This is a genomic window from Stenotrophomonas sp. YJH_SMC_48-3 (genome assembly GCF_059369375.1).
This window is the reverse complement of the sequence record NZ_JCAFSQ010000003.1, coordinates 54,461-81,434: the sequence shown is the minus strand read 5'-3', so window position 1 is coordinate 81,434 and position 26,974 is coordinate 54,461. Positions and strand designations below refer to the sequence as shown.

Here is a 26,974-nt window from a genome sequence, read left to right as displayed (position 1 = left end):
ATCTCTGCGGCCCGGTAGTCGCCAACCTTGGTTGGCGTTTACCAACGCATCACTCGGCCGGCACCCGCACCTTGCCTTCCATCAGCACGCGGGCGCTGCGGCTCATGATGGCCTTGGTCACTGTCCACTGGCCGTCAACGAGACCTGCCTGCGCACCCACGCGCAACGTGCCCGAGGGATGACCGAACGTAACCGCTTCGCGTTCGCCGCCACCGGCGGCGCGATTGACCAGCGTGCCCGGAATCGCCGCGGCGGTACCGATCGCTACGGCGGCGGTACCCATCATCGCGTGATGCAGCTTGCCCATCGACAACGCGCGCGCATGCAGGTCGATGGCCGACGCCGGAATCGCCTTGCCACTGGACGACACGTAGTCCTGAGCCGGTGCAACGAACGCCACCTTCGGCGTGTGCTGGCGGGTCGCGGCGTCTTCCAGTTTCGGGATCAGGCCCATGCGCAGCGCGCCGTAAGCACGAATGGCCTCGAATTTCTGCAGCACCGCCTTGTCTTCGTTGATTGCAGGCTGCAGCTCGGTGCCGGTGTAGCCCAGGTCGGCCGCATTGAGGAAGATGGTCGGAATCCCGGCCGTGATCATGGTCACCTCGAAGCTGCCCACGCCGGGCACATCCAAGGTGTCCACCAGATTGCCGGTCGGGAACATCGCGCCCGCATCGCCATCATCGGACGGATCGATGAATTCCAGCTGGATCTCGGCCGCCGGGAAGGTCACGCCATCCAGCTCGAAATCACCGGTCTCCTGCACTTCGCCATCGCGCATCGGCACGTGCGCGATGATGGTCTTGCCGATGTTGGCCTGCCAGATGCGCACGGTGCACAGGCCATCGCGCGGCACGCGGGCGGGATCGATCAGGCCATTGGCAATCGCGAACGGGCCGACCGCAGTGCTGAGGTTGCCGCAGTTGCCGCTCCAGTCGACGAAGGCGGTATCGATCGAGACCTGGCCGTACAGGTAGTCCACATCGTGGTCCGGCACAGAAGCGGTGGAGATGATCACGCATTTGCTGGTGCTGGACGTTGCACCGCCCATGCCATCGGTCTGCTTGCCATACGGATCGGGCGAGCCGATCACGCGCATCAGCAGCGCATCGCGTGCGGCACCTGGCACCTGCGCGGCTTCGGGCAGGTCGTGCAGGCGGAAGAACACGCCCTTGCTGGTGCCGCCACGCATGTAGGTGGCGGGAATACGGAGTTGCGGGAGGAAGGTCATGGATGTGTTCCTTGCAAAGAAAGACGGCCCGTTGCCGGGCCGTCGGATGTCTTACGCCACCTTGGCGCCTTCCAGGAAATCCTGGGCAAAGCGCTGCAGCACGCCACCCGCCTCGTAGATCGCCACTTCCTCGTCGCTGTCCAGGCGGCAGGTCACTGGCACGATCACGTCCTGGCCGTCGCGGCGGTGGATGACCAGGGTCAGGTCGGCGCGCGGAGTGCGCTCGCCGATCACGTCGAAGGTCTCGGTGCCGTCGATGCCCAGGGTCAGGCGGGTGGTGCCCGGCTTGAACTCCAGCGGCAGCACACCCATGCCGATCAGGTTGGTGCGGTGGATGCGTTCAAAGCCTTCGGCCACGATCGCTTCCACACCTGCCAGGCGCACGCCCTTGGCGGCCCAGTCACGCGAGCTGCCTTGGCCGTAGTCGGCACCGGCGATGATGATCAGCGGCTGCTTGCGCTCCATGTAGGTCTCGATCGCTTCCCACATGCGCATCACCTTGCCTTCCGGCTCCACGCGCGCCAGCGAACCCTGCTTCACGCTGCCATCGTCGTTGCGCACCATTTCGTTGAACAGCTTCGGGTTGGCGAAGGTGGCGCGCTGTGCGGTCAGGTGGTCACCGCGGTGGGTAGCGTAGGAATTGAAGTCCTCTTCCGGCAGGCCCATCTTCGCCAGGTATTCGCCGGCGGCACTGGACGCCAGGATCGCGTTGGACGGCGACAGGTGATCGGTGGTGATGTTGTCCGGCAGCACCGCCAGCGCCCGCATGCCCGACAGCGTGCGCTCACCGGCCAGTGCGCCCTCCCAGTAGGGCGGGCGGCGGATGTAGGTGCTCTGCGGGCGCCAGTCGTACAGCGGGCTGACTGCGGCACCGTTCTCCACGCGCACGTTGAACATCGGGTTGTAGACCCTGCGGAACTGCTCGGGCTTCACCGAGGCCTTCACCACCGCGTCGATCTCGGCATCGCTCGGCCAGATATCCTTCAGGCGCACCTCGTTGCCATCGGCGTCCACGCCCAGCACGTCCTTCTCGATATCAAAGCGAACGGTGCCGGCGATGGCATAGGCGATCACCAGCGGCGGCGAGGCCAAGAAGGCCTGCTTGGCGTACGGGTGAATGCGGCCATCGAAATTGCGGTTGCCCGACAGCACGGCCGTGGCGTACAGGTCACGGTCGATGATTTCCTGCTGGATCTTCGGTTCCAGCGCACCGCTCATGCCGTTGCAGGTCGTGCAGGCGAAGGCGACGATGCCGAAGCCGAGCTGCTCCAGGTCAGGCAGCAGGCCGGACTCTTCCAGGTACAGCTGCACCGCCTTCGAGCCGGGCGCCAACGAGGACTTCACCCACGGCTTGCGCAGCAGGCCACGTTCGTTGGCCTTGCGCGCCAACAGTGCTGCGGCGATCACGTTGCGCGGGTTGGAGGTGTTGGTGCAGCTGGTGATGGCGGCGATGATCACCGCGCCATCGGGCATCAGGCCCTGCGCCTGCTCGGCCTTGCCCGCTGCCAGCTTGGCCTCGTCGGCGATGCCGCGCTCGGCCAGCTCGGCGGTCGCCACGCGCTTGTGCGGGTTGGACGGGCCGGCCATGTTGCGCACCACGCTGGACAGGTCGAAGCGCAGCACGCGCTCGTACTGCGCGGTGGCCAGGTCGTCAGCCCACAGGCCAGTGGTGCGGGCGTAGTTCTCCACCAGCGCCACCTGCGATTCCTCGCGGCCGGTCAGGCGCAGGTAATCGATGGTCTGCCCGTCGATGTAGAACATCGCGGCGGTCGCGCCGTATTCGGGGCACATGTTGGAGATGGTGGCGCGGTCACCGATGGTCAGTGCCGCCGCCCCCTCGCCGAAGAATTCAAGGTACGCGCCGACCACGCGCTCCCTGCGCAGGAATTCGGTCAGCGCCAGCACAACGTCGGTGGCGGTGATGCCCGGCTGCGGCCTGCCGGTCAGCTCGACGCCGATGATGTCCGGCAGCCGCATCCACGAGGCACGACCGAGCATCACGTTCTCCGCTTCCAGGCCGCCCACACCAATGGCGATCACACCCAGCGCATCCACGTGCGGGGTGTGGCTGTCGGTGCCCACGCAGGTGTCGGGGAAGGCCACGCCGTCCTGCACGTAGATCACCGGCGACATCTTCTCCAGGTTGATCTGGTGCATGATGCCGTTGCCCGGCGGAATCACGTCCACGTTCTGGAACGCCTGCTTGGTCCAGTCGATGAAGTGGAAACGGTCTTCGTTGCGGCGATCCTCGATGGCGCGGTTCTTCTCGAAGGCCTGCGGATCGTAGCCACCGCATTCCACCGCCAGCGAGTGATCGACGATCAACTGCACCGGCACCACCGGATTGACCTTGGCCGGGTCACCGCCCTTGTCGGCAATCGCATCGCGCAGGCCGGCCAGGTCAACCAGTGCGGTCTGGCCGAGGATGTCGTGGCACACCACGCGTGCCGGGAACCACGGGAAGTCGAGGTCGCGACGGCGCTCGATCAGCTGCTTCAGCGAATCGCCGAGCGTGGCCGGATCGCAGCGGCGCACCAGGTTCTCGGCCAGCACGCGCGAGGTGTACGGCAGAGTGGCATAGGCGCCGGGCTGGATCGCATCGACGGCGGCGCGCGCGTCGAAATAGTCCAGCGCGCTGCCGGGGAGGTTCTTGCGGTAATCGGTATTCATGGGCTGGCGGAATGCTTGGGGCGGGCCGGGTGCCGGCGGTGCGGCGGCGAAAGCACCCGGCCGGCACGCGGCCGGCCGGATGAGTACAGCAGGTGATCAGACGCGCTTGTCGATGGCGACGAAGTCGCGGTCTTCCGGACCGATGTAATTGGCGCTCGGGCGGATGATCTTGCCGTCGATGCGCTGCTCGATGATGTGCGCGCTCCAGCCGGCGGTGCGGGCGATCACGAACAACGGAGTGAACATCGCGGTCGGCACGCCCATCATGTGGTAGCTGACCGCACTGAACCAGTCCAGGTTCGGGAACATCTTCTTGATGTCCCACATCACCGATTCCAGGCGCTCGGCGATGTCGTACATCTTCATGCTCGACTGCTCTTCGGACAGCTCGCGGGCCACGTCCTTGATCACCTTGTTGCGCGGATCGGACACGGTATAGACCGGGTGGCCGAAGCCGATCACCACTTCCTTGCGCTCGACGCGGGCCTTGATGTCTTCCTCGGCTTCATCCGGGTTGTCGTAGCGCTTCTGCACTTCGAACGCCACTTCGTTGGCACCGCCATGCTTGGGACCGCGCAGCGCGCCGATGCCACCGCAGATCGCGCTGTACATGTCGCTGCCGGTGCCGGCGATGACGCGGCAGGTGAACGTCGAGGCGTTGAACTCGTGCTCGGCGTACAGGATCAGCGAGGTGTGCATCGCCTTCACCCACGAGTCCTGCGGCTTCTCGCCGTGCAGCAGGTGCAGGAAGTGGCCACCGATCGAGTCATCGTCGGTTTCCACGTCGATGGCACGGCCGTTGTGGCTCCAGTGGTACCAGTACAGCAGCATCGAGCCGAGGCAGGCCATCAGCTTGTCGGCAATGTCGCGCGCGCCCGGGTGGTTGTGGTCGTCCTTCTCCGGCGCCACGCAGCCGAGCACGGAGACACCAGTGCGCATCACGTCCATCGGGTGTGCCGACGGCGGCAGTTCTTCCAGCGCGGCCTTCACCGCCGCCGGGATGCCACGCAGCGACTTCAGCTTGGCCTTGTACGAAACCAGCTCGGCGCGGGTCGGCAGCTTGCCGTGCACCAGCAGGTAGGCGATCTCCTCGAATTCGCTGGTGTTGGCCAGGTCCAGGATGTCATAGCCACGGTAGTGCAGGTCGTTGCCGCTGCGGCCCACGCTGCACAGCGCGGTGTTGCCGGCAGCGGTGCCGGACAGGGCGACGGACTTCTTCGGCTTGAAGGTGGGGGTTGCGGTCGTATCGTTCATGTTTCCCTCCGAAACTTGATGGTGCAGGGTACTGCTTATTTCTTGGCGGCGAACAGCGCATCGAGCTGCTGCTCGAAGGCGTGATAGCCGATGCGGTCGTACAGCTCTTCGCGGGTCTGCATGGTCTCCACCACGTTGCGCTGATGGCCATCGCGGCGCACCGCCTGGTACACGTTCTCGGCCGCCTTGTTGGCCGCGCGGAACGCCGACAGCGGGAACAGCTGGATGGCGACGCCGGCCGAGGCCAGTTCATCGCGGCTGAACAGCGGGGTGGCACCGAATTCGGTGATGTTGGCCAGCACCGGCACCTTCACCGCGTCCACGAAGCGGCGATAGGTGTCCAGATCGTAGGCGGCCTCGGCGAAGATGCCGTCGGCACCGGCCTCGACGCAGGCGATGGCGCGTTCGATCGCCTTGTCCACGCCGTCCACCTGGATGGCATCGGTACGCGCGATCAGGAAGAAGTCCGGGTCGGTCTTGGCATCGGCAGCGGCCTTCACACGGTCCACCATTTCGCCCTGCGAGACGATTTCCTTGCCCGGACGGTGACCGCAGCGCTTGGCGCCAACCTGGTCTTCGATGTGGCAGGCGGCCGCGCCTGCCTTGATCAGCGACTTCACGGTGCGCGCGATGTTGAACGCGCTCGGGCCGAAGCCGGTGTCGATGTCGACCATCAACGGCAGGTCGCAGACATCGGTGATGCGGCGCACGTCCACCAGCACGTCTTCCAGGGTGTTGATGCCCAGGTCCGGCAGGCCCAGCGAGCCGGCGGCAACACCGCCACCAGACAGGTAGATGGCGCGGAAGCCGGCGCGCTTGGCCAGCAGGGCGTGGTTGGCGTTGATCGCGCCGATCACCTGCAACGGCGATTCGGCAGCCAGCGCCTCACGGAAGCGGGCACCGGCGGAGAAAGGGGCGGAAGCGGTCATGCGGCGATCCAGGTTGAAGTACGGGACAGAGGGCGCAAGCCCCGTGCCAAGCTGCAAGCCTTTGATTTCACAGACATGACCACCCAGCAACAGTGAAACATATGAAACATTGAAACGGATGTATCATGAAACATTCCGACCGATGGCTGCCGTCATGTACCTGCCCCGCACCCCGCTGCGCCACGCCGATGCCGACCCGGGCCGTCCGGTGATCTGGACCGTCAGCGTTTCGCGCCTGACCGGCCTGCTCGGCGACGTCATCCCCGAGTTCGACCGCCGTGCGCGCATCGAGCAGATCAACCTCGGCTTCGAGGAAGCCGTGGACGTGATCGGCAAACGGCTGCGCCGTGAGCATTGCGACGTAGTGATCGCCGGCGGCTCCAATGCCGCCTGGCTACGCGGGCGGCTGGAGCTGCCACTGGTGCCGATCCAGGCCAACGGCTTCGACCTGATGGAAGCGTTGGCCCGTGCCCGCCGCATAGCCAGCCGCATCGGCCTGGTCACCCACGCCAGCGACGTGCCGGTGTTCAGCAACTTCCAGCAGAGTTTCGGCCTGGATATCGAGCATCGCCGCTTCGTCACCCGCGAGGACGCGCGCGACTGCATCGCCGACCTGCGCGCCAATGGCATCGAGGTGATCGTCGGCACCGGCATGGCCATCGACCATGCCGAGCAGGCCGGCCTGCCCGGCGTGCTGCTGTACTCCGCCGATTCGGTACGGCAGGCGTTCGAACACGCACTGGAGCTGACCCAGGCCTTGGCCCGCTCCGGTGGCAACCGCGCTGCCCCGCGCCCGCGCCCTGCAGCGCGTGCAGACGCGCCTGAACTGCTCGGCGACAGCGAGGCCATGGCACAGGTGCGCGCGCAGATCGCGCTGTACGCCCCACATGACAGCACCGTACTGGTCACCGGCGAAACCGGCACCGGCAAGGAACTGGTCGCGCGCCAGCTGCACGCCGCCAGCGGTCGTCGGGGACGCTTCGTGGCGTTGAACTGCGGCGCGATCAGCGAATCGCTGCTGGAAGCCGAACTGTTCGGCTACAGCGATGGCGCCTTCACCGGCGCGCGTCGCGGTGGTCGCGTCGGCCTGGTCGAGGCCGCAGACGGCGGCACGCTGTTCCTGGATGAAATTGGTGAACTACCCCTGCCGCTGCAGACCCGCCTGCTGCGCGTGCTGGAAGAACGCGAGGTGCTGCGTGTCGGTGCCACCGAACCGACGCCGGTCGATCTGCGCGTGGTGGCCGCCACCCTGCAGTCGCTGGAGCAGCGTGCGGCGACCGGTAGTTTCCGTCGCGACCTCTACTACCGCCTGGCCGCGCTGCGGATTGCCCTGCCCTCGCTGCGGGCGAGGCGTTCGGACATCCCGCTGCTGGCACAGTACTTCTTCCGCCAGCTGCGTGGCATCGACGCGCCATTGGATGAGGATGCACTGGCGGTGCTGAGCGCAGCCCAGTGGCCCGGAAACGTGCGCGAACTGCGCAATCTGGTGGATCGACTACGCATCCACTGGCAACCCGGTGAAGGGCTGATTGATGCCGCGCGACTGCTGCAGCTGGCGCCTGAGCTGGTTAAGGAAGGCGTCGCGGCACTGCCAGTGGAAAGCAACGGCAAGCGACCGCCGCGTGCGCAGCTGGAGGCTCTGCTGCAGGAACACCGCAATGACCGCGAAGGCATGGCACAGGCGCTGGGCGTCTCACGCACTACGCTGTGGCGCTGGCTGCGCGCGGAGGACCTGTGAAGCCGCGCCCATGCCCGGCTGATGTTCCCGCGTAAGCAGCCGAGCATGGGCTCGGCTCTACAGGGTGCCTGTCGTCAGTGCGCTTCGATGGCGAATCGTCCACTGCCCACTGCGGCAATCCATAGCAGCAGTACGCCCAGCGGCACTTCGCTCAGGTAGAAGAACCAGCTCAACCAATCCGGCACGCCAAGCCCTGCCGGAATGCGCGCGATGCCATCGGTCAGTGCCGCCACCGCACAGATCGCCGCCAGCAGCAGGGCCGAGGGGCGGCTCAAAAGGCCCTGCACCAGCAGGCCACCCGCAATCCACTCGATCGCACCGAGTACCGGCGCACTGAACACCGGGAACGGAATACCCGCATCGACCAGCGTATGCACCATGCGCTCACGTCCCGCCTCGGTGAACACCTTGTTCCAGCCGGACACGCAGAACATCACCCCGGCCACGATGCGCGCGAGCAGCAGCAGGAGCGCTTCTACGCCGCGACGCGGGGGAGGTACGGCGAACAGGCAACGCCAGGAGGGCATGGCAACTCCGGAAGTCGAGATCATCCGTCGGAGTGTGCCGGTTATGAGCCTGCTCGCAGATGAAGCAAGCCGGTCCATTTGCGACAGCCTGCTCTTGTGGAGTCGAGCCCTGCTCGACTGCCTCATGCGTCGGAGCAGCAGCCGAGCATGGGCTCGGCTCTACAACGGCAGCCCGCCGGCCAGCAGCAGCTCGATCTCCTCCACCTGCACCACCGGCACCTGCCACGGATGATGCGGCACGATGCCCTGTTCGAAGATGCGCTGCAGCCGCTGCGGATCGCGCGGCAGACAGAATTCCAGGCGTACGCTGTCGACCACTTCGGTGCGCCCCGCCTCACCCTGTACGGGCGACGCACCCACGCGCGGGCGGAACTGTTCGAAGCCCGGCGCCGACCACCACATCCCGTGCTCGTAGTCGCCGGCCACGAGCGCATCCACCGCGAGGATGCCCTGCTTCACCGCGTCCAGGGCTGCCGGCGGCACGAACACCACCACGCGGTACTGCGGCAGGCGATGCATCGGGTTGCCTTATGGGTACAGCAGGCGCTTGCTCCAGCGCCCTTCGGCGCCGGCTTCATAGCACCAGCGTTCGTGCAGGCGGAACTGCGCGCCGTACCAGAACTCGATGCGGTCAGGCACCACGCGCAGGCCGCTCCAGCCGTCGGGGCGCGGCACGTCCTTGCCTTCGAAGCGCGCTTCGACCTCGGCCACGCGCGCATCGAATTCCTCGCGCGTTGCCAGCGTCTTCGACTGCTGCGAGGCCCACGCGCCGATCTGGCTCATGCGCGGGCGGCTGGCGAAATAGGCGTCGGCCTCAGCATCGGCGACCTGCTCGACACGGCCCTCGATGCGTACCTGGATGCCGGCCTCGCGCAGGCTGCGCCACAGGAACAACAGCGCGGCCTGCGGATTGGCCTGCAGCTCACGGCCCTTGTGGCTGTCCAGGTGGGTATAGAAGACGAAGCCGCGCTCGTCGAAGGCCTTCAGCAGCACGGTGCGCGCCGAGGGACGGCCCTGCGTATCGGCGGTCGCCACCGTCATCGCGTTCGGCTCGACCTCGCGGCTCTGCCTGGCCTCTTCGAACAGGGCGGCAAACGTGGACAGGGCTTCTGCGTACAGGTCGCTCATGATTGCGTTCTTCTCACACGGATTGGGCTATTGTGGCTGCATGGCCGCTGCTGCGTATATGCCCCAGGTGAAAGGATTCCCCGAAACATTGGCCGAACAGGTGCTGGACGATGCACTGGGCAGCGGCGCAGCAGTTCCAGTATTGGCGATCAGCGGCCTGCAGGGGAGCGGCAAATCGACGCTGGCCGCGCAGGTGGTGGCCCGCGCCCAGTCGCGCGGCCTGAACGCAGCCACGCTGTCCATCGATGATGTCTACCTCACCCGCGCACAGCGCCAACGGCTGGCCCGCCAGGTGCATCCGCTGCTGATCACGCGCGGCCCGCCGGGCACCCACGACCTGACGCTGGCCCACGCGGTGCTCGACGCCGTAACCGCACGCCAGCCTTTGGCGATGCCCCGCTTCGACAAGCTGGCCGACGAACGCGTGCACGAAGCGCAATGGCCGCGTATCGAGCAGCCCCTCGACCTGCTGGTGTTCGAAGGCTGGTTCCTGGGCACGCCGGCGCAGGATGACGCCGCGCTGGACAGCCCGTTGAACGCACTGGAGCGCGAAGCCGACGCCGATGGTCGCTGGCGGCGCTGGTGCAACCAGGTGCTGGCCCGCGACTACCCGGCGCTGTGGCAGCGCTGCGACCGCCTGTGGTTCTTGCAGCCGCCGGATTTCTCGGTGGTACCGCGCTGGCGCTGGCAGCAGGAGCAGAACCTGCAGGCCGCGCAGCCGGGCCGGCACGGCATGAGCCGGCCACAGCTGGAGCGCTTCGTGCAGTACTACGAGCGGGTCAGCCGCCAGGCGCTGCATGCCCTGCCCGCCCTGGCCGACCACGTGGTGGTGCTGGACGGCCAGCGACAGGTGCAGGACGTGCGCTGAGCGCGCCTATTCCACCAGGAAGGTCACCCGCAGGTTGACCCGCCATTCGGTGATTTCGCCGCTGCCATTGGTCACCACCTTGGTCTCGTTCACCCAGGCGCCCTGGATGCCCTTGACCGTCTCGGAGACCTTCTTCAGACCGCTGCGCACGGCGTCCTCCACGCTCTTCGGCGAGGAGGCGGTGATTTCGATGACCTTGGCGACCGTCATGGCCTGTACTCCGGTTGGCGCGGGAAACCCCGCAGGAACGCCTACCCTGACGTGAAGGACGTAAAGGCCGGGGCACGGAGGTGTTAGCATCAGAGGGCATGAATCCTGCTCCGAACCTGATCCTGATCGGCCCGATGGGCGCCGGCAAAACCTGCATCGGCCGCCGCCTGGCCGAGCGCTTCACGCTGGACTTCGTCGATGTCGACCAGGCCATCGTCGACGCCGCCGGCGCCAGCATCCCGACCATTTTCGAGCACGCCGGCGAAGCCGGCTTCCGCAGCCATGAGCGGCAGGCCTTGGCCCGCGTGCTCGAAGGCCGAGGCCAACTGGTCTCCACCGGCGGCGGAGCGGTGCTGGATCCGGACAACCGCGCATTGATTGCCCGGCGCGGCTTCGTGGTCTACCTGCGGGTCGGCGTGGCCGCGCAGCTGGAACGCCTGGCCCGCGACAAGGGCCGGCCGCTGCTGCAGCGCCCGGACCGCGAGCAGGTGCTGCATGATCTGGCCGCACAGCGCGACCCGCTGTACCGAGAAGTGGCCGACCTCACGCTCGATACCGACCCGTATACCGCTGCCGACGCGACTGCCCAACTGGTAGTCAAGCTGGCCACGCAATGGCAGCGCCAGGACATGACCACATGACTTCCCCCGCCCTGCTGCAGGTCGCCGTTGGCGGCGATCGCCCCTACTCCATCACCATCGGCGCCGGTGCCCTGGCCGATGGCGCTGCACTGGTTTCACACGTGCGCGGCCGCCATGTGCTGCTGCTCAGCGACAGCGAAGTGGCTCCGCGCTATCTGGCGTCGGCCAAGCAGACGCTGTTGGCCGCACGCCCCGACCTGATCGTCGGCGAGCACGTGCTGGCCGCCGGCGAAGCCTCCAAGACGCTGGCCGAATTCGGCCGTGCGATCGAAGCGCTGGCTGCGCTCGGCGCCACCCGCGATGCCTGCGTGTTCGCGCTGGGCGGCGGCGTGGTCGGTGATCTCGCCGGCTTCGCCGCGGCCTGCTGGATGCGGGGCGTGGACTGCGTGCAGCTGCCCACCACCCTGCTGGCGATGGTCGATTCGTCGGTCGGTGGCAAGACTGCGGTCGACATTCCGGCCGGCAAGAACCTGGTCGGCGCCTTCCATCCGCCACGCGCGGTCATCGCCGATACCCGCGTACTGGCCACCCTGCCGCCGCGCGAGCTGCGTGCGGGCCTGGCCGAAGTGGTGAAGTACGGCGCGCTGGGTGATGCCGTGTTCTTCGAATGGCTGCAGCAGCATGCCGATGCGCTGCTGGCCGGCGAGGATGCTTCTCTGGCCGAAGCCATCGCGCGCAGCTGCCGGCACAAGGCCGCCATCGTCGAGCGCGATCCTTTCGAGAAGGGCGAACGTGCCCTGCTCAACCTCGGCCACACCTTCGGCCATGCCATCGAAACCGAGCAGGGCTACTCCGCGCCCGGCCGCGATGCGCTGAACCATGGCGAGGCGGTGGCGGTGGGCATGGTGCTGGCGGCGAAGCTGTCCACCGACCTGGGCCTGGCCGACGATGCCGACCGCGCGCGCCTGCAGGCACTGCTGGAACGCCTGGGCCTGCCGGTGGCAATCCCGGCCGGGCTCGACCCGCAGGCCCTGCTCGGCCGCATGCGCCTGGACAAGAAGAACGTGGCCGGCCGCCTGCGCCTGGTGCTGTGGCGCGGCATGGGGCGTGCCGAAGTGGTGCCGGACGTGGATGAGGCGGCGGTGCTGAAGGTGCTGGGCGCGGGCTGACCTTTCCGCGTTCGCCGGGCATGGCCCGGCGCTGACGGATTGTGCTGCGGCATGAAGCGCAGCCGAGCGTGGGCTCGGCTCTACAGGTCCGTGCCGCCCCGGGGCGATACAATCGGCGCCATGCACGTCTACCTGCAACATCCCGACGCCGGCGCGCAGGCACCGCGCTTCCTGCGCCTGAGCCTGCAGCCGGACCTGTTCGGCGGCTGGGAACTGTTGCGCGAGAGCGGTCGCGTCGGTGGCCGCTCGCAGCTGCGGCGCGAGCTGTTCCTGCAGGCCGACGAAGCCCGCCATGCCTTCAAGAAGGCCCGCGATGCCGAACTGCATCGCGGTTTCCAGATCCTCTCGCACGGCGACTGACGCCGCTGCCAACTTTCGTCCAAGGAATGCCAATCGTGACCAGCCCTCTCCGCAACGATCGCCTGCTGCGCGCCCTGCGCCGCGAACCGGTGGACTGCACCCCTGTCTGGCTGATGCGCCAGGCCGGCCGCTACCTGCCGGAGTACCGCGCGACCCGGGCCAAGGCCGGCAGCTTCCTGGCCATGGCCAAGACCCCGGAGATTGCCTGCGAAGTCACCCTGCAGCCGCTGCGCCGCTTCCCGCTGGATGCGGCCATCCTGTTCTCGGACATCCTCACCATTCCCGATGCGATGGGCCTGGAGCTGTACTTCGTCGAAGGCGAAGGCCCGAAGTTCCGGCACCCGGTGCGTGACGAAGCCGCCATCGCCCGGCTGGCGGTGCCGGACATGGAACAGGACCTGGGCTACGTGATGGATGCGGTACGGCTGATCCGCCGCGAACTGGACGGCCAGGTGCCGCTGATCGGCTTCTCCGGCAGCCCGTGGACACTGGCCTGCTACATGGTGGAAGGCGGTGGCAGCAAGGACTTTGCGCGCATCAAGGCCATGGCACTGAACCACCCGCAGGCCCTGCACCGCCTGCTGGAGGTCACCACCGACGCCGTGATCGCCTATCTCGGCGCGCAGCGCGCGGCCGGTGCACAGGCGCTGCAGGTGTTCGACACCTGGGGTGGCGTACTGTCGCCGTCGATGTACCGCGAGTTCTCGCTGCGCTACCTGCAGCGCATTGCCGAGGAGCTGGAGCGCGGCGAAGGCAGCGAGCGCACGCCGCTGATCCTGTTCGGCAAAGGCACCGGCCTGCACCTGGAAGCGCTGTCGCACACCGGTGCCGATGCGCTGGGCCTGGACTGGACGCTGGACCTGGACGAGGCAATGCGCCGCACTGGTGGCCGCGTCGCCCTGCAGGGCAACCTCGACCCGACCACGCTGTACGCCTCGCCGGATGCGATCGCCGCGGCCGCCGCACGCGTGCTCGACACCTATGCCGCCGGCAACGGCGGCTCGCGCGAGGGCCATGTGTTCAACCTTGGCCACGGCATGTCGCCGGACATGGACCCGGCACACGTCCAGGTGCTGGTCGACGCGGTGCACGCGCACAGCCAGCGCTGAGCATTCCGCAGGCCATCACGGCGCGACCTTGATCGCGCCGTGACCCGCAGTGCGCGATCATGGCGGCCCCCACGCTGCACCGGCCGCACGCCATGCCTACATCGTCATCGACCTACAACCGCCACCGTCCCCTGCTGTGGCTGGTGTCCCTGGCGATCTTCATGCAGATGCTGGACTCGACCATCGTCAACACGGCGTTGCCGGCGATGGCGGCCAGCCTGGGCGAGAGCCCGCTGCAGATGCAGTCGGTGGTGTTCAGCTATGCGCTGGCGGTGGCCACCTTCATTCCCGCCTCGGGCTGGATTGCCGACCGCTATGGCACCCGGCGCACTTTCCTGGTGGCGATCATCCTGTTCACCCTCGGCTCGCTGGCCTGCGCGTTGGCCCAGCACCTGCACCAGCTGGTCGGTGCGCGCGTGCTGCAGGGCATCGGCGGTGCGATGCTGCTGCCGGTCGGCCGGCTGGCGGTGATGCGCTCGGTGCCACGCGAGGATTTCCTGCGCGCGATGAGCTTCATCGCCATCCCCGCGCTGGTTGGCCCGCTGATCGGCCCCACGCTGGGCGGCTGGCTGGTCGAGATCGCCTCATGGCACTGGGTGTTCCTGATCAACCTGCCGATCGGCGTGATCGGTTTCATCGCCGCGATGAAGATCATGCCCGACCACTACGCCAGCCATCGCACCCGCTTCGACCTGCGTGGCTACATCATGCTGGCCTTCGCGATGGTGGTGCTGTCGCTGGCGCTGGACGGCATCTCCGGCCTGGGTACGCCACATGCGCTGGTGATGCTGATGACCGTGGCCGGCCTGGCTGCGCTGGTGGGTTACTGGCTGCACGCCGCCAACTCCACCGCGCCGTTGTTCTCGCTGGCCCTGTTCCGCGTGCCCAGCTACCGCATCGGCATCCTCGGCAACCTGTTCTCGCGCATCGGCAGCAGCGCCATGCCGATGCTGATCCCGTTGCTGTTGCAGGTCGGCCTGGGCCTGGGCCCGATGAACGCCGGCCTGATGATGGTGCCGGTGGCGGCGGCCGGCATGGTGTCGAAGAAGCTGGCGGTAAAGCTGGTCGAGCGCTACGGCTACCGCCGCGTACTGATGGTCAACACCGTGCTGGTGGGCCTGGCGATGGCCAGCTTCATCCTGATGACACCGGGCCAGCACCTGGCCTGGCGCCTGCTGCAGCTGGCGTTCTTCGGTGCGGTCAATTCGCTGCAGTTCACCGTGATGAACACCGTAACCCTGCGCGACCTGGACCGCGAGTTCGCCAGTTCCGGCAACAGCCTGCTGTCGATGGTGATGATGCTCGCCGCCGGTTTCGGTGCTGCGGCGGCCGGCAGCCTGCTGGCCGCGTTCGGCAACCACCTGGACAGCAACAGCGCGACCGCCGCGCTGCATGCCACGTTCCTTTGTGTGGGCGCGATCACCCTGACCTCGACGATGATCTTCTGGCAGCTGCCGGATACCAAGCCGGAGCCACGGCAGGTCGAGCACGTCGCGGAGTGAGGGTGGTTCGGCAGGGCCTGCGGCCCTGCACCCGCGGTAGTGCCGGCCGCTGGCCGGCAACAGCAACAGCCAAAGCGGCATTCCGTGGGTTGGCGGGGCGGTGTCGCAGCGCGGGGACGCCGCAAGTACGTCCCTGTAGGCTTGGCAGCCGCATCCATGCGGCTGACGCCCCGCACTGCGACACCGCCCCACCTCTGACAGATTTTCGCGATCGGGTAGATCCACGCCGTGCGTGGATGAGCGTCCATTGAAATCGAACATTTCGATATCTGTGAGATTTGAGCCGAGCATGGCTCGGCTCTACACAGGGCGCCGGCAGCTCGCGAGAATCTGTCGAAGGCGGGGTGGGTCCGGTTGCGGGGGCGTGAGCCGCATGGGCCCGAGGCATGCCTCGGGCGGGTTGGGCAGGACGCCCAACCCCGGTCTTGCCGTGTGCGCAGGATTGCGCACACGAGCAAGCGGCGACCGAGCTTACATGGGTGAGGGCGCTTTGCTTGCGAAGCACTGCTTCGCAAGCGCCCGAACGCACAGCCGCCAGCGGCTGGGCCGGGCCCCGGAGGGGGACTTGCAGCGTCCCCCGTAACCGGACCCACCCCGCCATCCCACAGGAAGCCAGCTTTTGCTTCGGCGGTTGCTGTTGCTCCGGCTTGCAGCAGGTGCAGGGCCGCAGGCCCTGCCGCCGCACCCTACCGCCCCATGACCCTGGCGATCGCTTCCAGCAGCAGTTCACCGGTCACCGGCTTGCGCAGGAAACCGCCGATGCCGGCCGCTTCCACCTGCTGCTGCAGGTCCGGATCGGTCCGCGCGGTCACGGCAAGCAGCGGCAGCATGTAGCCCTGGTTGCGCAGGTGCTGGGCCAGTTCGAAACCGCTCAGGCCCGGCAGGTCCAGGTCCAGCAGGCCGACGTCGAAATCGCCGGCACTGATCTCGCGCAGCGCCGCCAGCGCATGGCCTGCATGCACCACCTCATGCCCACGCGCACTCAGCAGCCCGCGTATCACATCGGCCACGGTCGCGTCGTCTTCCACCAGCAGTACCCGCAATGGCGGCATGTTGGCCGCTTCCTGGCGGTGCGTATCACCCTCTGCCTCGGCATGGGCATCGACCACCATCGGCAACGGCAACGTCACGCCGAAGCAGGTGCCACGACCGAGCTGGCTCTCCACCTGGATCCGCCCTTGCATGGCATGCGCCAGTTCGCGGCAGATTGCCAGGCCCAGGCCACTGCCACCGTACTGTGCAGCGGTGCGTGCGCCATCGGCCTGCTCGAAGCGGCGGAAAAGGCGCTGCTGTTGTTCCTGGCTGATGCCCGGGCCGGTGTCGCGCACTTCGAAATGCAGCGATCGCAGTTCGGCGTCGCTACGCGCGTGCAGGGTGATGGTGCCGCGGCTGGTGAACTTGACCGCATTCGAGAGCAGGTTCAACAGGATCTGCCGTACCCGCATTGCATCGCCGTTGGCCTGCAGGCCGGCGGGCAGCTGGTTGTCGAGCGTGAAACGCAGGCCCTTCTGCGCCGCCAACGGCCCCATCAGCGCGGCCAGGTCCTGCAGCAGGCTGCCCAGTGCGAACGGCTTGTGCTGCAGCTCCAGGCGGCCCGATTCGATCCGCGCCAGGTCCAGCGCATCGTTGACCAGATGCAGCAGGTGCTCGCCGGCATGGCGGATCGATTGTGTATAGCCACGCTGCTGCGGATCCAGCGGCGAGGCCAGCAGCAGCTCGCTCATACCCAGCACACCGGTCATCGGTGTACGTATCTCGTGGCCAAGATTGGCCAGGAAGCGGGTCTTGGCCGCCGACGCCTGTTCGGCCAGTTCCTGCTTGTGCAGCGCAAGCTGGTAGGCGTGGCGACGTTGCAGGCGCCGACGGTAAAGCCAGGCGAACCAGCTGGTCAGCAGCAGCGCGAACGAGGCAAGCATCAACAGGCCGGACAAGCTGCGCCACCACGGTGGCTGCACGCGGAATTCCAGGCTCTGCACACGTGACCAGACATGGTCAGCCGACCGCGCCTGCACTTCCAGCCGATAGCTGCCCGGTGCCAGCCGCGAGAACAAGCGCTCACCGGCCGGCCCCACTTCCACCCAGTCCGGGTCATAGCCGGCCAAGCGGTAACGATAGGTGTTGGACGCCGAATCGGCGAACGACAACAGGCGCGCGACGATGCGCAGATCGCGGTCGCCGTCGGCGATCTGCAACGGCGCGTCGTGGGTGAGGTCCAGCACCTGCTCGTTGCGGCGCACCTCCACCCGCTCGATCACCAGCGGCGCACGCCGCATCGACGGACGCACCTGCTTCGGGTCGAACACCACCACACCGGCCGGTGTACCTGCCACCAGATGACCGTCTGCCGACATCACCAGCGTGTGTTCGCGGAATTCCTGGCTCGGCAGGCCATCGTGCACGCCATACAGGCGCACACTCTGGCCGTCGGCCCCGATGCGCACCAGGCCACGCGCACTGGTTGCCCACGCAACCCCCTGCGCATCGACCACCAGCCCCGAGGCGGAGATCGCCGGGTAGCCCTGCTCTGCACCGATCACGGCCTGCCGCTCCAGCCGGCCCTGGCTCCAGCGGTAACGCGACAGGCGGCCATCTTCGGACAGCCAGACCTGGCCATCGGTGCCCACGTGCAGTGCATGGATCGCGGTCGCCGGCGCACCCGGCACCGGCTGGAAACGCTCGCTTTCCGGCAGCCACTGCAGCAGGCCACGGCTGCTTGCCAGCCAGATATGGTCCTGTGGCCCGCATTCCACGTCCAGATTGAGCTGGCCCTGCTGCAATCCACGCTGGCCATTATCCAGTTGGCGCCGCAGGCGCCCATCCAGATCGCGTTGCTGAAGCCCCGACGGCAGCATCAGCCAGAGACTGTCACCATCACAGGTCATCATGGATTCGATGACTCCTTCCATGGTCGCGTCGGCGCCGGCATCCCGGCCCCAGCGGCGCAGATCACGCCGCTTCGGGTCATAGCGCAGCAGTGCGTCGTTGGAACCGATCCAGACCTGGCCGCGGCGATCCTCGCGCACCGAGGTCAGCCAGTGCATGCCGTTGACCCAGGTACGGTGCTGTTCGATGCTGCCGGTCTTCGGATCGAAGCGGTCCAGCGCGCCGTGGCTGCCGACCGTCCAGATGCCGCCATTGCTGGAGGGGCTGGTGCCCAGCACGAAGGCATTGCGCAGCGAGCGCGGGTCGTCCTCCAGCCGCGACAGCACCGAGAACTGCCACCAGCGCGGCAACAGGTGCCACAGGCCGGCATTCGTGCTGGCCAACCAGATGCCGCCCTCGCGATCCTCGTAGGCACCTGTCCAGTTCGGGCGCACCGGGCCACGTGCCACCGCGCTGTACAGGGGCACGGCCTGGTACTGGCCATCGACCGCCCGGCCGAGGCCGGTGCGGGTGTCCAGCCAGTGCCCGCCCTGCTCGTCGCGCAGCATCATGCCCAGCACCTGCTCGCCTTCGGGCAGCTTCCAGGACGGTGCCTCGAAACGACCATCGGGACGGCGCACCATGGCGCCGGCCATCGTGCTGATCCAAAGGCTGCCATCGGATTCGGCCGTCAAGCCATTGATCAGCAGGCTGGGAATGATGCCGGCCCCGACCCGCTCAAAGTCCGTGCCGGTCCAGCGCGCGACGCCATGCTTGGTGCCGATCCACAGGCTGCCGTCAGCCAGGGTGGCCAGGTACGGCACCGATGCCGCCGGCAGGCTGCGCGGGTTGTTCGCTTCAGGCAGGAAGCGCTGCAACCGGTCCTGGTTGTCCAGGCGGTACAGACCACCTTCGTGGGTGCCGAACCAGACCGAACCATCCGGCGTGGTGGCCAGGCTCCAGACCGTGTTGGTGCCCATCAACGGCTGGCTGCTGCGGTCGTAGAAATGCAGCTGGCGGCGATCGGCCGACATCCGTACAAGGCCGGCGTTCTCGGTGCCGATCCAGAGCTGGTTGCGGGCATCGACCAGCACCGTCCAGATGCGGTTGTCGCGCAGGCCGTCTTCCGAGCGCCAGATCCGGTAGTTGCGCCCGTCGTAGCGGGCCAGGCCGTCGTTGGTCGCGATCCAGAGGTAACCGTAACGATCCTCGGCCATGCGGTTCACGGTGTTGGACGGCAAGCCGTCGAACACCGTCACCTGGCGCGGGTTCGGTGGCACCGGCTGCGCCGCAGCGGGTGACAGGCCGCACAGGAGGACCAGCAGCAGCATCGCCGCCCGCAGATACACCACCGATTGCCTCCTCACGCTGCTTCTGATGATTCCCGCACTACGGGCGTCGGCATGGTAAACCGAAAGTCGCGACGTTCACGCCCGGCGCTGGCGCATTCAAAGGGCGGTTTGTCGTTTTGCGCGCGCCTGGGCAATGGCAGTCACCAGCATGTCACCGGTCACCGGCTTGCGCAGGAAGCCATCGAACCCAGCCGCCAGGACCTGGGTCTCGGCGTAGGCGTCGGACCGTGCAGTGACCGCCACCAAGGGAAGTTCATAGCCCATGGTGCGCAGCTGCCGGGCGATGGCGGTGCCGTCCAGCGCCGGCAGATCCAGATCAAGCAGGCCCACGTCAAAGCCATCGGTGGCGATCTCCGATAGCGCGCCCAAACCATGCAGCACGTGCACCACGTCGTGGCCACGGCCACGCAGCAGGCCGGCGATGACCTCGGCCACGGTCGCGTCATCCTCCACCAGCAGGATGCGTAGTGGCGGCAGCATCGGCAGTACCGGCAATTCGCCCGGCGCATTGGCGGCCTGCCGGTTCCAGGGCAGCGGCAGCCATACCCGGAAGCGGGCGCCCTTGCCCGGCTGGCTGTCCACTTCAATCCGCCCGTTCATGGCCACGGCCAGCTCCTGGCAGATCGCCAGGCCCAACCCGCTGCCTCCATAGCGCGACGCGGTGCGCGGGCCATCGGCCTGTTCGAAGCGATGGAACAGGCGGTCCTGCTGCTCGGCGTTGATGCCCGGGCCGGTGTCATGCACTTCGAAGCAGAGTCCACCACCGTTGTCTTCCAGCCGCACAGCCAGGCCGACGTGCCCGCGCTCGGTGAACTTGATTGCATTGCCCAGCAGATTGAGCAGGATCTGCCGCACGCGCATCTCGTCGCCACTGACGCTGATCGGCCCAGGTGGATCGTCCCCACGGCGGAACTCCAGATTGCGCTGCGTTGCCATCGGCTGCATCAACGCCTGCACCTGGTCGAGCAGGCTGGCCAGATCGAACGGGCGCAGGTCCAGCTCCAGCCGGCCGGCCTCGATGCGGGCCAGATCCAGCGCGTCATTGACCAGCCGCAGCAGGTGGCTGCCCGCCTGCTGGATCGAGCCTGCATAGCTGCGCTGCACTGGATCCAGCGGGGTGGCCAGCAGCAGTTCGCTCATGCCGAGCACGCCGGTCATCGGCGTGCGCACCTCATGGCCCAGCGTGGCCAGGAACCGGCTCTTGGCCTGTGATGCCTGCTCCGCCAGCTGCTGCTTGTGCACGGTCAACTGCCATTGCTGGCGGCGGCGCAGCCGCGCACGGATCGACCACACCACGATGAGCAGCAGCAACGAGCCGATCAGCAGGTAGCCGAAGATCGCCATGCCGCTGCGCCACCAGGGTGGCAAAACCTTTACCTGCAGCCGCTGCGAAGGTGTCCAGGCGCCACTGGCCGTCGCCGCCTGGACTTCAATGACGTAGCTGCCGGTCGGCAGCCGCGACAGCGTGCGTTGGCCGTCACCGCCCTGCTCCACCCAGTTCTGGTCGTAGCCCTGAACCCGGAAGCGGTAGCGGTTGCCCTGCGGGTTGGCATAGGAAAGCAGCCGCGCATCAATCTGCAGGTCACGGTCATCCGGCCCCAGCAACAACGTGCCGCTGGTCGGCAGCGGTTGCCAGCCACGGGCATCATCGCGCCGCACGCGGACCTCGGCGATCACCAGTGACGAAGGCGGCAGCGTGGTATCGGCGGCATTCACATCGAACTCGACCAGGCCGGTCTGGGCCACCGCCAGCACGCGACCGTCGGCATTCACCGCCGGCGGCCGGCTGGTGAACTCGGCGTCGGGCAGGCCATCGCGTTCGTTGAACTGCTGCAGGCGGCGCGCTTTCGGATCCCATCGCAGCAGGCCACGTGGCGTGGTCGCCCACAGGCGGCCGTCTTCGGCCAACGCCAGCCCCCCCATGCTCACCGGCGGCACGCCCGCACTGCCATCAATGCGCTGGATCAGGCGCAGGCTCATGCCATCCCACTGATAGCGCTCGAGCGCACCTTGCCGGGCCAGCCACAGCTGCTGCGGATCGACCCACACCAGGTCATAGATCAGCCCGCGCGAAACGCCCGGCACCGCTTCGAAGCGCCCGGCCTGTTCACGCCAGATCCCCATGTCGCCCATCACCCAGGCCTTGCCCTGGGCATCGAAGCGGATCTGCTCAATCGGTGAATCGGCCGTCTTGCGGAAATCCTCCAGCGGGTAGCTGCGCAGTATGCGGCCGTCGGCACTGCGTTGCTGCAGGCCGAGGTTCATCACCGACAGCCAGACCGTGCCATCGGGGGCCTGCCGCATCAGATCGACGCGCTGGCGCAGGTCCGCGCCCCCGTCGATACGCCAATCGTGCAACGCGCCGGTGGCCGGGTCGTACACGCTGATGCGGCCGGCACGCCCCAGCCACAGGCGCCCGTCCGGCCGCGGCAGCACCGACCACACCGCCCCGCTGCCAATCTCGCGATCGCTGGCCAGCAACCGCAGGGTCCCCTGCGCATCCAGCTGGTACACGCCATGTGCCGAGCCAACATAGTAGTTCTGGCCATCGCTGGCTGCACTCAACAGGTACTGGCTGTCCAGCGGCTTGCCGTCAAGCTGGTTCCAGATCGAAAACCGGCGCCAGTCCGGGGGCAGGTAGGCCAGGCCTTGGGTCAGCAGCGCCACCCACAATCCGCCCTCGTGGTCCTGCAGCAGATCGAGCACACCACTCTGGGCAGTGAGGAAACCACTGCCGCGGTCGCCATCGAGCCGCCACAGCATGCTGGCATCTCCACGCAACAGGCCATCGGAGGTGCCTGCCCAGTAACCGCCCTGGCGATCAGCCAGCACCAGCGCCGAACGCAGGCGCGCACTGTCGGCCCAGCGTGGACGACTGACCCGGTCCTGCGGGTCGATACGGTAGAGGCCGTCATTCTGGCTGCCGGCCCAGATCGAGCCGTCGGGGTCGCGGCTCAGGCGCAACACGCTCAGCGCCCCCAGTTCGCGCGGTGCGACAGCCTCGAACCCAGTCCCGTTCCAGCGCGCAATGCCCGCCTCGGTGCCGATCCAAAGGCGTCCCTGCGCATCGACCAGGCTGCTGTAGATGGTATTGCTGGGCAATCCCTCGGGACGGGCCGGATCATGCTCGAAGAAGCGCAGGCTGCCATCTTCACCGAAACGGCAGACGCCATGGCCGCTGGTGCCGATCCACAGTGCATCCTCGGCGTAGGCCAGCGTCCAGAACTGGCTCATGCAGGGGCCGTTGACGGTATCAAAGGTCTTGAAGCGGTCGCGGTCGGCATCCAGCCGGGCCACGCCCTTGCCATTGATGCCGACCCAGACGCGGTCCAGGGGATCGACCAGCAGGGTCTCGATTTCGTTGCCGGGCAGCGAGCCCGGCTGCTCCGGATCATGTTCCCACACCCGCAGGTTGCCACCGTCATAGCGCACCAGGCCACCATCGGTGGCGGCCCAGACATGGCCCTGGCGATCCTCGGCCAGCGCCAGCACCATGCGCGAGGGCATGCCTTCGGCGGCACCGAAACGGCGCAGCCGCGGTGTCTCGGCCATGTCCGGGGCCGCAGCCGCCGCGGCAAATGCCATCAGCAGCAGCCCCATTCCCGCGATGCCCCGGCGCCACAGGCGCCAACCGCTCGTCATCCTGAACCCCCTGTCCTGCCCCGATTGTCACACAGCGCCGGGTTCATGGCTGCAACAGGCTGTTTCCACCGGTGGACCCACCACGAACTGTTGCAGCCATGCACGCAACGTTGGCGGGGGGCTGTGCGTATGATCGCAACGTCCCCTTCCGGAGCCCGCCATCGATGCGTCCCTGCCTGGCCCTGCTGCCGATGCTGCTCGCCACCGCTCCCGCCTGGGCCGATGCGGATACCTATCGCCTCGATCCGGTGCATACCCGTGTGCTGTTCACCATCGACCACGCCGGTTACTCGCAGGCGATGGGCACGGTCTCCGGCAGTGAAGGACGCCTGCAGTTCGATCCCGACAACTGGCGCGAAGCCACACTGGACGTCGAGGTTCCCGTGTCGCGATTGGACCTTGGTGATGCTAAATGGAACCAGGCCACGCTGGCGCGCAGCCTGCTGGATGGTGAGCGCTTCCCGAAGGCACACTTCGTCTCCAGTCGGGTCGAACCGATCGATGCAAGGCGCGCCCACGTGATCGGCACCCTGACCCTGCGCGGGGTCAGCCAGGAAATCACGCTGGACGTGACCCTCAACGCCATCAAGCGCTACCCCCTGCCCCCATTCCGACGCACCGCCGGTTTCTCGGCCAGCACCACGCTGAGCCGGCGCGCGTTCGGCATCACCGCCTGGCCAGGCGTCATCGGTGATGCAGTGCAGTTGAGGATCGAGGCTGAAGCCACCCTCGACCGCAGCGACGCCCCGGGAACTCCCGCTCCCGTTCCGCACTCCGACCCCAAGATGGCCCGCTAGAGGACCTTTCATGACCGCCAAGAACACCCCCGCCGCCTGGGGGAGTGTCAGCCAGATCCTGCATTGGTTGATCGCACTGCTGATCCTCGCCCTGGGCGTGGTCGGCCTGACCATGGGCGAGCTGCCCAAGACCCCCAAGTATTTCTGGGTCTATACCGCGCACAAGTCGATCGGCATCACGGTGCTGGCGCTGGTGCTGTTGCGCCTGGGCTGGCGCCTGTATGCCGGTGCGCCGAAGCCGGTGCCGGGCGTGCCCAGCTGGCAGGAACGCATCGCCAGCGCCACCCACGTGCTGCTGTACGTGCTGATGTTCGCCATCCCCCTGTCGGGCTGGCTGTACGACTCGGCCAGCGGCCTGCGCCCGTTCCGCTGGTTCGGCCTGGTGGATGTGCCCAAGCTGAGCGGACCCGACCCGCAGGTTGTCGCGGTGTCACATGCCATCCACGAATACGGCTTCTGGCTCTTGATCGCGGTGGTACTGGCCCATGCCGGTGCCGCCTTCTACCACCACCTGTTCCAGCGCGATGCGACCCTGTCCCGCATGTTGCCGCGCGGCTGGCTTGCCTCCCCTCAGAAGGACTGACCGATGAACCTGAAACTGACCACTCCGGCCGCCGTGGCCGCCGCCCTGGCCGGCATGCTGGCTACCGCCCCGGCGCTCGCTGCCGACTATGCGCAGGCCCCCGGCGCCGGCTCGATCCTGGTGTTCGCGACCAAGTACGACGGCGAGGTGTTCACCGGCAGCTTCCCGGGCTTCGCCACCAAGCTCAGCTTCGACCCGGCCAATCCGGCCGCCGGCTCGCTGGACGTGGTGATCCCGCTGGCCGGTGCCAAGAGTGGCAACAGCGACCGCGACTCGACCCTGCAGGGTGCCGACTTCTTCAACGTCGGCAAGTTCGCCACTGCGCGCTACACCGCCAAAGGCTTCCGCGCGGTCGGCAACGGCCAGTTCGCCGCCGATGGCACCCTCGAGCTGCGTGGCGTCAGCAAGCCGGTCACCCTCACCTTCACCTGGAAGCCGGGCGCCCAGCCGGTGCTGACGGGCAAGGCCACGGTCAAGCGCCTGGACTTCGGCGTCGGCGGTGGTGACTGGGCCGATACCAAGACCATCCCGGATGAGACCGCGATCAGCACGATCGTGAAGTTCGACGCGAAATAACACGCCTCCGGTAGTGCCGGCCGCTGGCCGGCATCACCGGGAACAGAGGGGTTGCCGGCCAGCGGCCGGCACTACCGATCGACGGCCAGCCAGGCCTGCACCGTGGCCGCGTCGAACGGCCAGTCCAGCTCGCGGTCATCGCGCTCGTCGCGGAGCACCGGCACCCGCGCGCCGTAGCGCGATTCCAGCGCCGGCTGGTCATCCAGGAACACCGATTCGAACTCCGGCGCCCGCGCCTTGGCCAGTTCGGCCAGGGCCATGTCGCACAGGTGGCAATCGTCACGCTGGAACAGAGTCAACACCGGTTTTGCTCCCTCTGCCGAAATGCTGCGCCGCAGCCATGGAAGTGCGGCGTGAGCCGCTAGAATAGCGGTCTCTTCCGGTACCCGCAGTACGGCATCCATGGCTGTCAGCACGTTCGACGTTTTCAAGATCGGCATTGGCCCGAGTTCCTCGCACACCGTCGGGCCGATGAAGGCCGCCGAGCGATTCATCCATCGCTGGCTGCTCGATCCGGGCCGTCTGCCCGAGGTCGCGCGCATCCGCGCCGATGTCTATGGCTCGCTGGCGCTGACCGGCCGCGGCCACGGCACCGACAAGGCGATCCTGCTCGGCCTGGAAGGCCAGCGCCCGAACCTGATCGACCCGGACATCATTCCGGCTACGCTCGAGCGCATCCGCAGCAGCAAGCGCATCCAGCTGATGGGCCAGCACGAGATCGCTTTCGACGAGAAGCGCGACCTGGGCATGAACAAGCGCCAGAAGCTGCCGTACCACACCAACGGCATGCGCTTCACCGCCTACAACGCCGAGGACGAAGTAATCGCTACCCGCGATTACTACTCCGTCGGCGGCGGCTTCGTGGTCAACCAGGACGACGCGGCCGACGACCGGATCGTGCCCGATGAGACCCCGTTGCCCTACCCGTTCAAGAGCGGCGACGAGCTGCTGGCGCAGACCGCACGCAGCGGCCTGAGCATTGCCCAGCTGATGTTCGAGAACGAGAAGTGCTGGCGCAGCGAAGACGAGATTCGTGCCCAACTGCGCGAGATCTGGAGCGCAATGCAGTCTTGCGTGGCGCGCGGTATCCGCGAGGAAGGCGTGCTGCCGGGTGGCCTGAAGGTGGGCCGTCGTGCGCCGGCGCTGTACCGCGAGCTGTCGTCGAAGCCGGAAGCGGCAATGCGCGACCCGCTGACCACGCTGGACTGGGTCAATCTGTACGCACTGGCGGTGAACGAAGAAAATGCCGCCGGTGGCCGTGTGGTAACTGCGCCGACCAACGGTGCCGCCGGCGTGCTGCCGGCGGTGCTGCATTACTTCGACCGTTTCTGCCCCGGCGCCAATGAGCAGCGCGTATTCGACTTCCTGCTGACCTCGGCAGCGATCGGCATCCTGTACAAGGAAAACGCCTCGATCTCGGGCGCCGAAGTGGGTTGCCAGGGCGAAGTGGGCGTGGCCTGCTCGATGGCCGCCGGTGGCCTGGTCGCGGCACTGGGTGGCAATCCCAGCCAGATCGAGAATGCCGCGGAAATCGGCATGGAGCACAACCTCGGCCTGACCTGCGACCCGATTGGCGGCCTGGTGCAGATCCCCTGCATCGAACGCAACGCGATGGGTGCGGTGAAGGCGATCAATGCCTCGCGCATGGCGATGCGCGGCGACGGCAAGCACAAGGTGTCGCTGGACAAGGTGATCAAGACCATGCGCGATACCGGCCGCGACATGCAGGACAAGTACAAGGAAACCAGCCGCGGTGGCCTGGCGGTGAACGTCATCGAGTGTTGAGGTCGACCGGGCCCGGCGCGATGGCGCCGGGCCGCAGGTAGAGTCGACTGTCAGTCGACTATCGCGCGCAGCGCGGGATGTTCGCGGTCTGATCGAAGAGCAGT

Annotated in this window: 22 protein-coding genes; 11 read left to right on the top strand and 11 right to left on the bottom strand. The window is 67.3% G+C overall.

Annotated elements, in window-relative coordinates; all coding sequences use genetic code 11:
* Positions 1-49: 49 nt before the first annotated feature.
* The 4 genes from prpF to prpB all read right to left on the bottom strand — a co-directional run bounded on the left by prpF (position 50) and on the right by prpB (position 6,081).
* The gene (gene prpF, locus AC5P65_RS05465; RefSeq protein WP_495215519.1) at positions 50-1,228 is read right to left on the bottom strand and encodes a 2-methylaconitate cis-trans isomerase PrpF; all 1,179 of its coding nucleotides are present in this window, start codon (positions 1,226-1,228) and stop codon (positions 50-52) included.
* A gap of 51 nt (positions 1,229-1,279) precedes the next feature.
* The gene (gene acnD, locus AC5P65_RS05460) at positions 1,280-3,898 is read right to left on the bottom strand and encodes a Fe/S-dependent 2-methylisocitrate dehydratase AcnD (protein WP_111098801.1); all 2,619 of its coding nucleotides are present in this window, start codon (positions 3,896-3,898) and stop codon (positions 1,280-1,282) included.
* Positions 3,899-3,994: 96 nt separating this feature from the next.
* Positions 3,995-5,152: a bifunctional 2-methylcitrate synthase/citrate synthase gene (gene prpC / locus AC5P65_RS05455; RefSeq protein ID WP_005418357.1), complete on the bottom strand. Its 1,158-nt coding sequence runs from the start codon at positions 5,150-5,152 to the stop codon at positions 3,995-3,997.
* A gap of 35 nt (positions 5,153-5,187) precedes the next feature.
* On the bottom strand, positions 5,188-6,081 hold the full coding sequence (gene prpB, locus AC5P65_RS05450; RefSeq protein WP_005418360.1) for a methylisocitrate lyase: 894 nt from the start codon (positions 6,079-6,081) through the stop codon (positions 5,188-5,190).
* Between the two features lie 154 nt (positions 6,082-6,235).
* Between prpB and prpR the strand changes: the two genes are divergently transcribed.
* On the top strand, positions 6,236-7,819 hold the full coding sequence (prpR, locus tag AC5P65_RS05445) for a propionate catabolism operon regulatory protein PrpR (RefSeq protein WP_180832157.1): 1,584 nt from the start codon (positions 6,236-6,238) through the stop codon (positions 7,817-7,819).
* 74 nt (positions 7,820-7,893) lie between these two features.
* Here prpR and AC5P65_RS05440 read toward each other — a convergent pair whose 3' ends face one another.
* The 3 genes from AC5P65_RS05440 to pdxH all read right to left on the bottom strand — a co-directional run bounded on the left by AC5P65_RS05440 (position 7,894) and on the right by pdxH (position 9,474).
* Positions 7,894-8,346, bottom strand: a complete 453-nt coding sequence (locus AC5P65_RS05440; protein ID WP_180832156.1) for a DoxX family protein — start codon at positions 8,344-8,346, stop codon at positions 7,894-7,896.
* Between the two features lie 159 nt (positions 8,347-8,505).
* On the bottom strand, positions 8,506-8,865 hold the full coding sequence (locus AC5P65_RS05435; protein ID WP_111098798.1) for a YqfO family protein: 360 nt from the start codon (positions 8,863-8,865) through the stop codon (positions 8,506-8,508).
* A gap of 9 nt (positions 8,866-8,874) precedes the next feature.
* Positions 8,875-9,474, bottom strand: a complete 600-nt coding sequence (pdxH, locus tag AC5P65_RS05430; RefSeq protein ID WP_019660049.1) for a pyridoxamine 5'-phosphate oxidase — start codon at positions 9,472-9,474, stop codon at positions 8,875-8,877.
* Between the two features lie 40 nt (positions 9,475-9,514).
* Between pdxH and AC5P65_RS05425 the strand changes: the two genes are divergently transcribed.
* A complete protein-coding gene (locus AC5P65_RS05425; RefSeq protein WP_021204427.1) occupies positions 9,515-10,342 on the top strand; it encodes a D-glycerate 3-kinase in 828 nt (275 codons plus the stop codon).
* 6 nt (positions 10,343-10,348) lie between these two features.
* Here AC5P65_RS05425 and AC5P65_RS05420 read toward each other — a convergent pair whose 3' ends face one another.
* Positions 10,349-10,552 (bottom strand): dodecin family protein, encoded by a 204-nt coding sequence (locus AC5P65_RS05420; RefSeq protein WP_005410663.1) that lies wholly within the window; start codon positions 10,550-10,552, stop codon positions 10,349-10,351.
* A gap of 98 nt (positions 10,553-10,650) precedes the next feature.
* Between AC5P65_RS05420 and AC5P65_RS05415 the strand changes: the two genes are divergently transcribed.
* The 5 genes from AC5P65_RS05415 to mdtD all read left to right on the top strand — a co-directional run bounded on the left by AC5P65_RS05415 (position 10,651) and on the right by mdtD (position 15,273).
* On the top strand, positions 10,651-11,193 hold the full coding sequence (locus AC5P65_RS05415; RefSeq protein WP_111098796.1) for a shikimate kinase: 543 nt from the start codon (positions 10,651-10,653) through the stop codon (positions 11,191-11,193).
* Positions 11,190-12,302, top strand: a complete 1,113-nt coding sequence (aroB, locus tag AC5P65_RS05410) for a 3-dehydroquinate synthase (RefSeq protein WP_111098795.1) — start codon at positions 11,190-11,192, stop codon at positions 12,300-12,302. The genes AC5P65_RS05415 and aroB overlap by 4 nt, the downstream gene beginning before the upstream one ends.
* Positions 12,303-12,422: 120 nt before the next feature.
* The gene (locus tag AC5P65_RS05405) at positions 12,423-12,662 is read left to right on the top strand and encodes a WGR domain-containing protein (RefSeq protein ID WP_111098794.1); all 240 of its coding nucleotides are present in this window, start codon (positions 12,423-12,425) and stop codon (positions 12,660-12,662) included.
* Positions 12,663-12,688: 26 nt separating this feature from the next.
* Complete coding sequence (hemE, locus tag AC5P65_RS05400) at positions 12,689-13,771, top strand: uroporphyrinogen decarboxylase (protein ID WP_111098793.1); 1,083 nt, start codon at positions 12,689-12,691, stop codon at positions 13,769-13,771.
* A 92-nt stretch (positions 13,772-13,863) separates the two neighbouring features.
* Positions 13,864-15,273 carry a multidrug transporter subunit MdtD gene (gene mdtD / locus AC5P65_RS05395; protein WP_103282599.1) on the top strand — a complete coding sequence of 470 codons (1,410 nt, stop codon included), beginning with the start codon at positions 13,864-13,866 and terminating at the stop codon, positions 15,271-15,273.
* 686 nt (positions 15,274-15,959) lie between these two features.
* On the opposite strand, the gene AC5P65_RS05390 is transcribed toward mdtD, so the two are convergent.
* On the bottom strand, positions 15,960-19,487 hold the full coding sequence (locus tag AC5P65_RS05390) for a hybrid sensor histidine kinase/response regulator (protein WP_019660056.1): 3,528 nt from the start codon (positions 19,485-19,487) through the stop codon (positions 15,960-15,962).
* 96 nt (positions 19,488-19,583) lie between these two features.
* On the bottom strand, positions 19,584-23,129 hold the full coding sequence (locus AC5P65_RS05385) for a sensor histidine kinase (RefSeq protein WP_111098792.1): 3,546 nt from the start codon (positions 23,127-23,129) through the stop codon (positions 19,584-19,586).
* A 164-nt stretch (positions 23,130-23,293) separates the two neighbouring features.
* Here AC5P65_RS05385 and AC5P65_RS05380 point away from each other — a divergent pair, with 164 nt between their 5' ends.
* Genes AC5P65_RS05380 through AC5P65_RS05370 form a run of 3 tightly spaced genes read left to right on the top strand, consistent with a single transcriptional unit; the run spans position 23,294 to position 25,085 of the window.
* The gene (locus AC5P65_RS05380; RefSeq protein WP_021202033.1) at positions 23,294-23,926 is read left to right on the top strand and encodes a YceI family protein; all 633 of its coding nucleotides are present in this window, start codon (positions 23,294-23,296) and stop codon (positions 23,924-23,926) included.
* Between the two features lie 10 nt (positions 23,927-23,936).
* Positions 23,937-24,509: a cytochrome b gene (locus AC5P65_RS05375; RefSeq protein WP_019660059.1), complete on the top strand. Its 573-nt coding sequence runs from the start codon at positions 23,937-23,939 to the stop codon at positions 24,507-24,509.
* A gap of 3 nt (positions 24,510-24,512) precedes the next feature.
* Positions 24,513-25,085 (top strand): YceI family protein, encoded by a 573-nt coding sequence (locus AC5P65_RS05370; RefSeq protein ID WP_111098791.1) that lies wholly within the window; start codon positions 24,513-24,515, stop codon positions 25,083-25,085.
* A gap of 71 nt (positions 25,086-25,156) precedes the next feature.
* Here the strand turns inward: AC5P65_RS05370 and AC5P65_RS05365 are convergent, their stop codons facing one another.
* A complete protein-coding gene (locus tag AC5P65_RS05365; RefSeq protein WP_058981142.1) occupies positions 25,157-25,387 on the bottom strand; it encodes a glutaredoxin family protein in 231 nt (76 codons plus the stop codon).
* 100 nt (positions 25,388-25,487) lie between these two features.
* Here AC5P65_RS05365 and AC5P65_RS05360 point away from each other — a divergent pair, with 100 nt between their 5' ends.
* On the top strand, positions 25,488-26,870 hold the full coding sequence (locus AC5P65_RS05360) for an L-serine ammonia-lyase (RefSeq protein WP_021202030.1): 1,383 nt from the start codon (positions 25,488-25,490) through the stop codon (positions 26,868-26,870).
* The last annotated feature ends 104 nt before the right edge of the window (positions 26,871-26,974 follow it).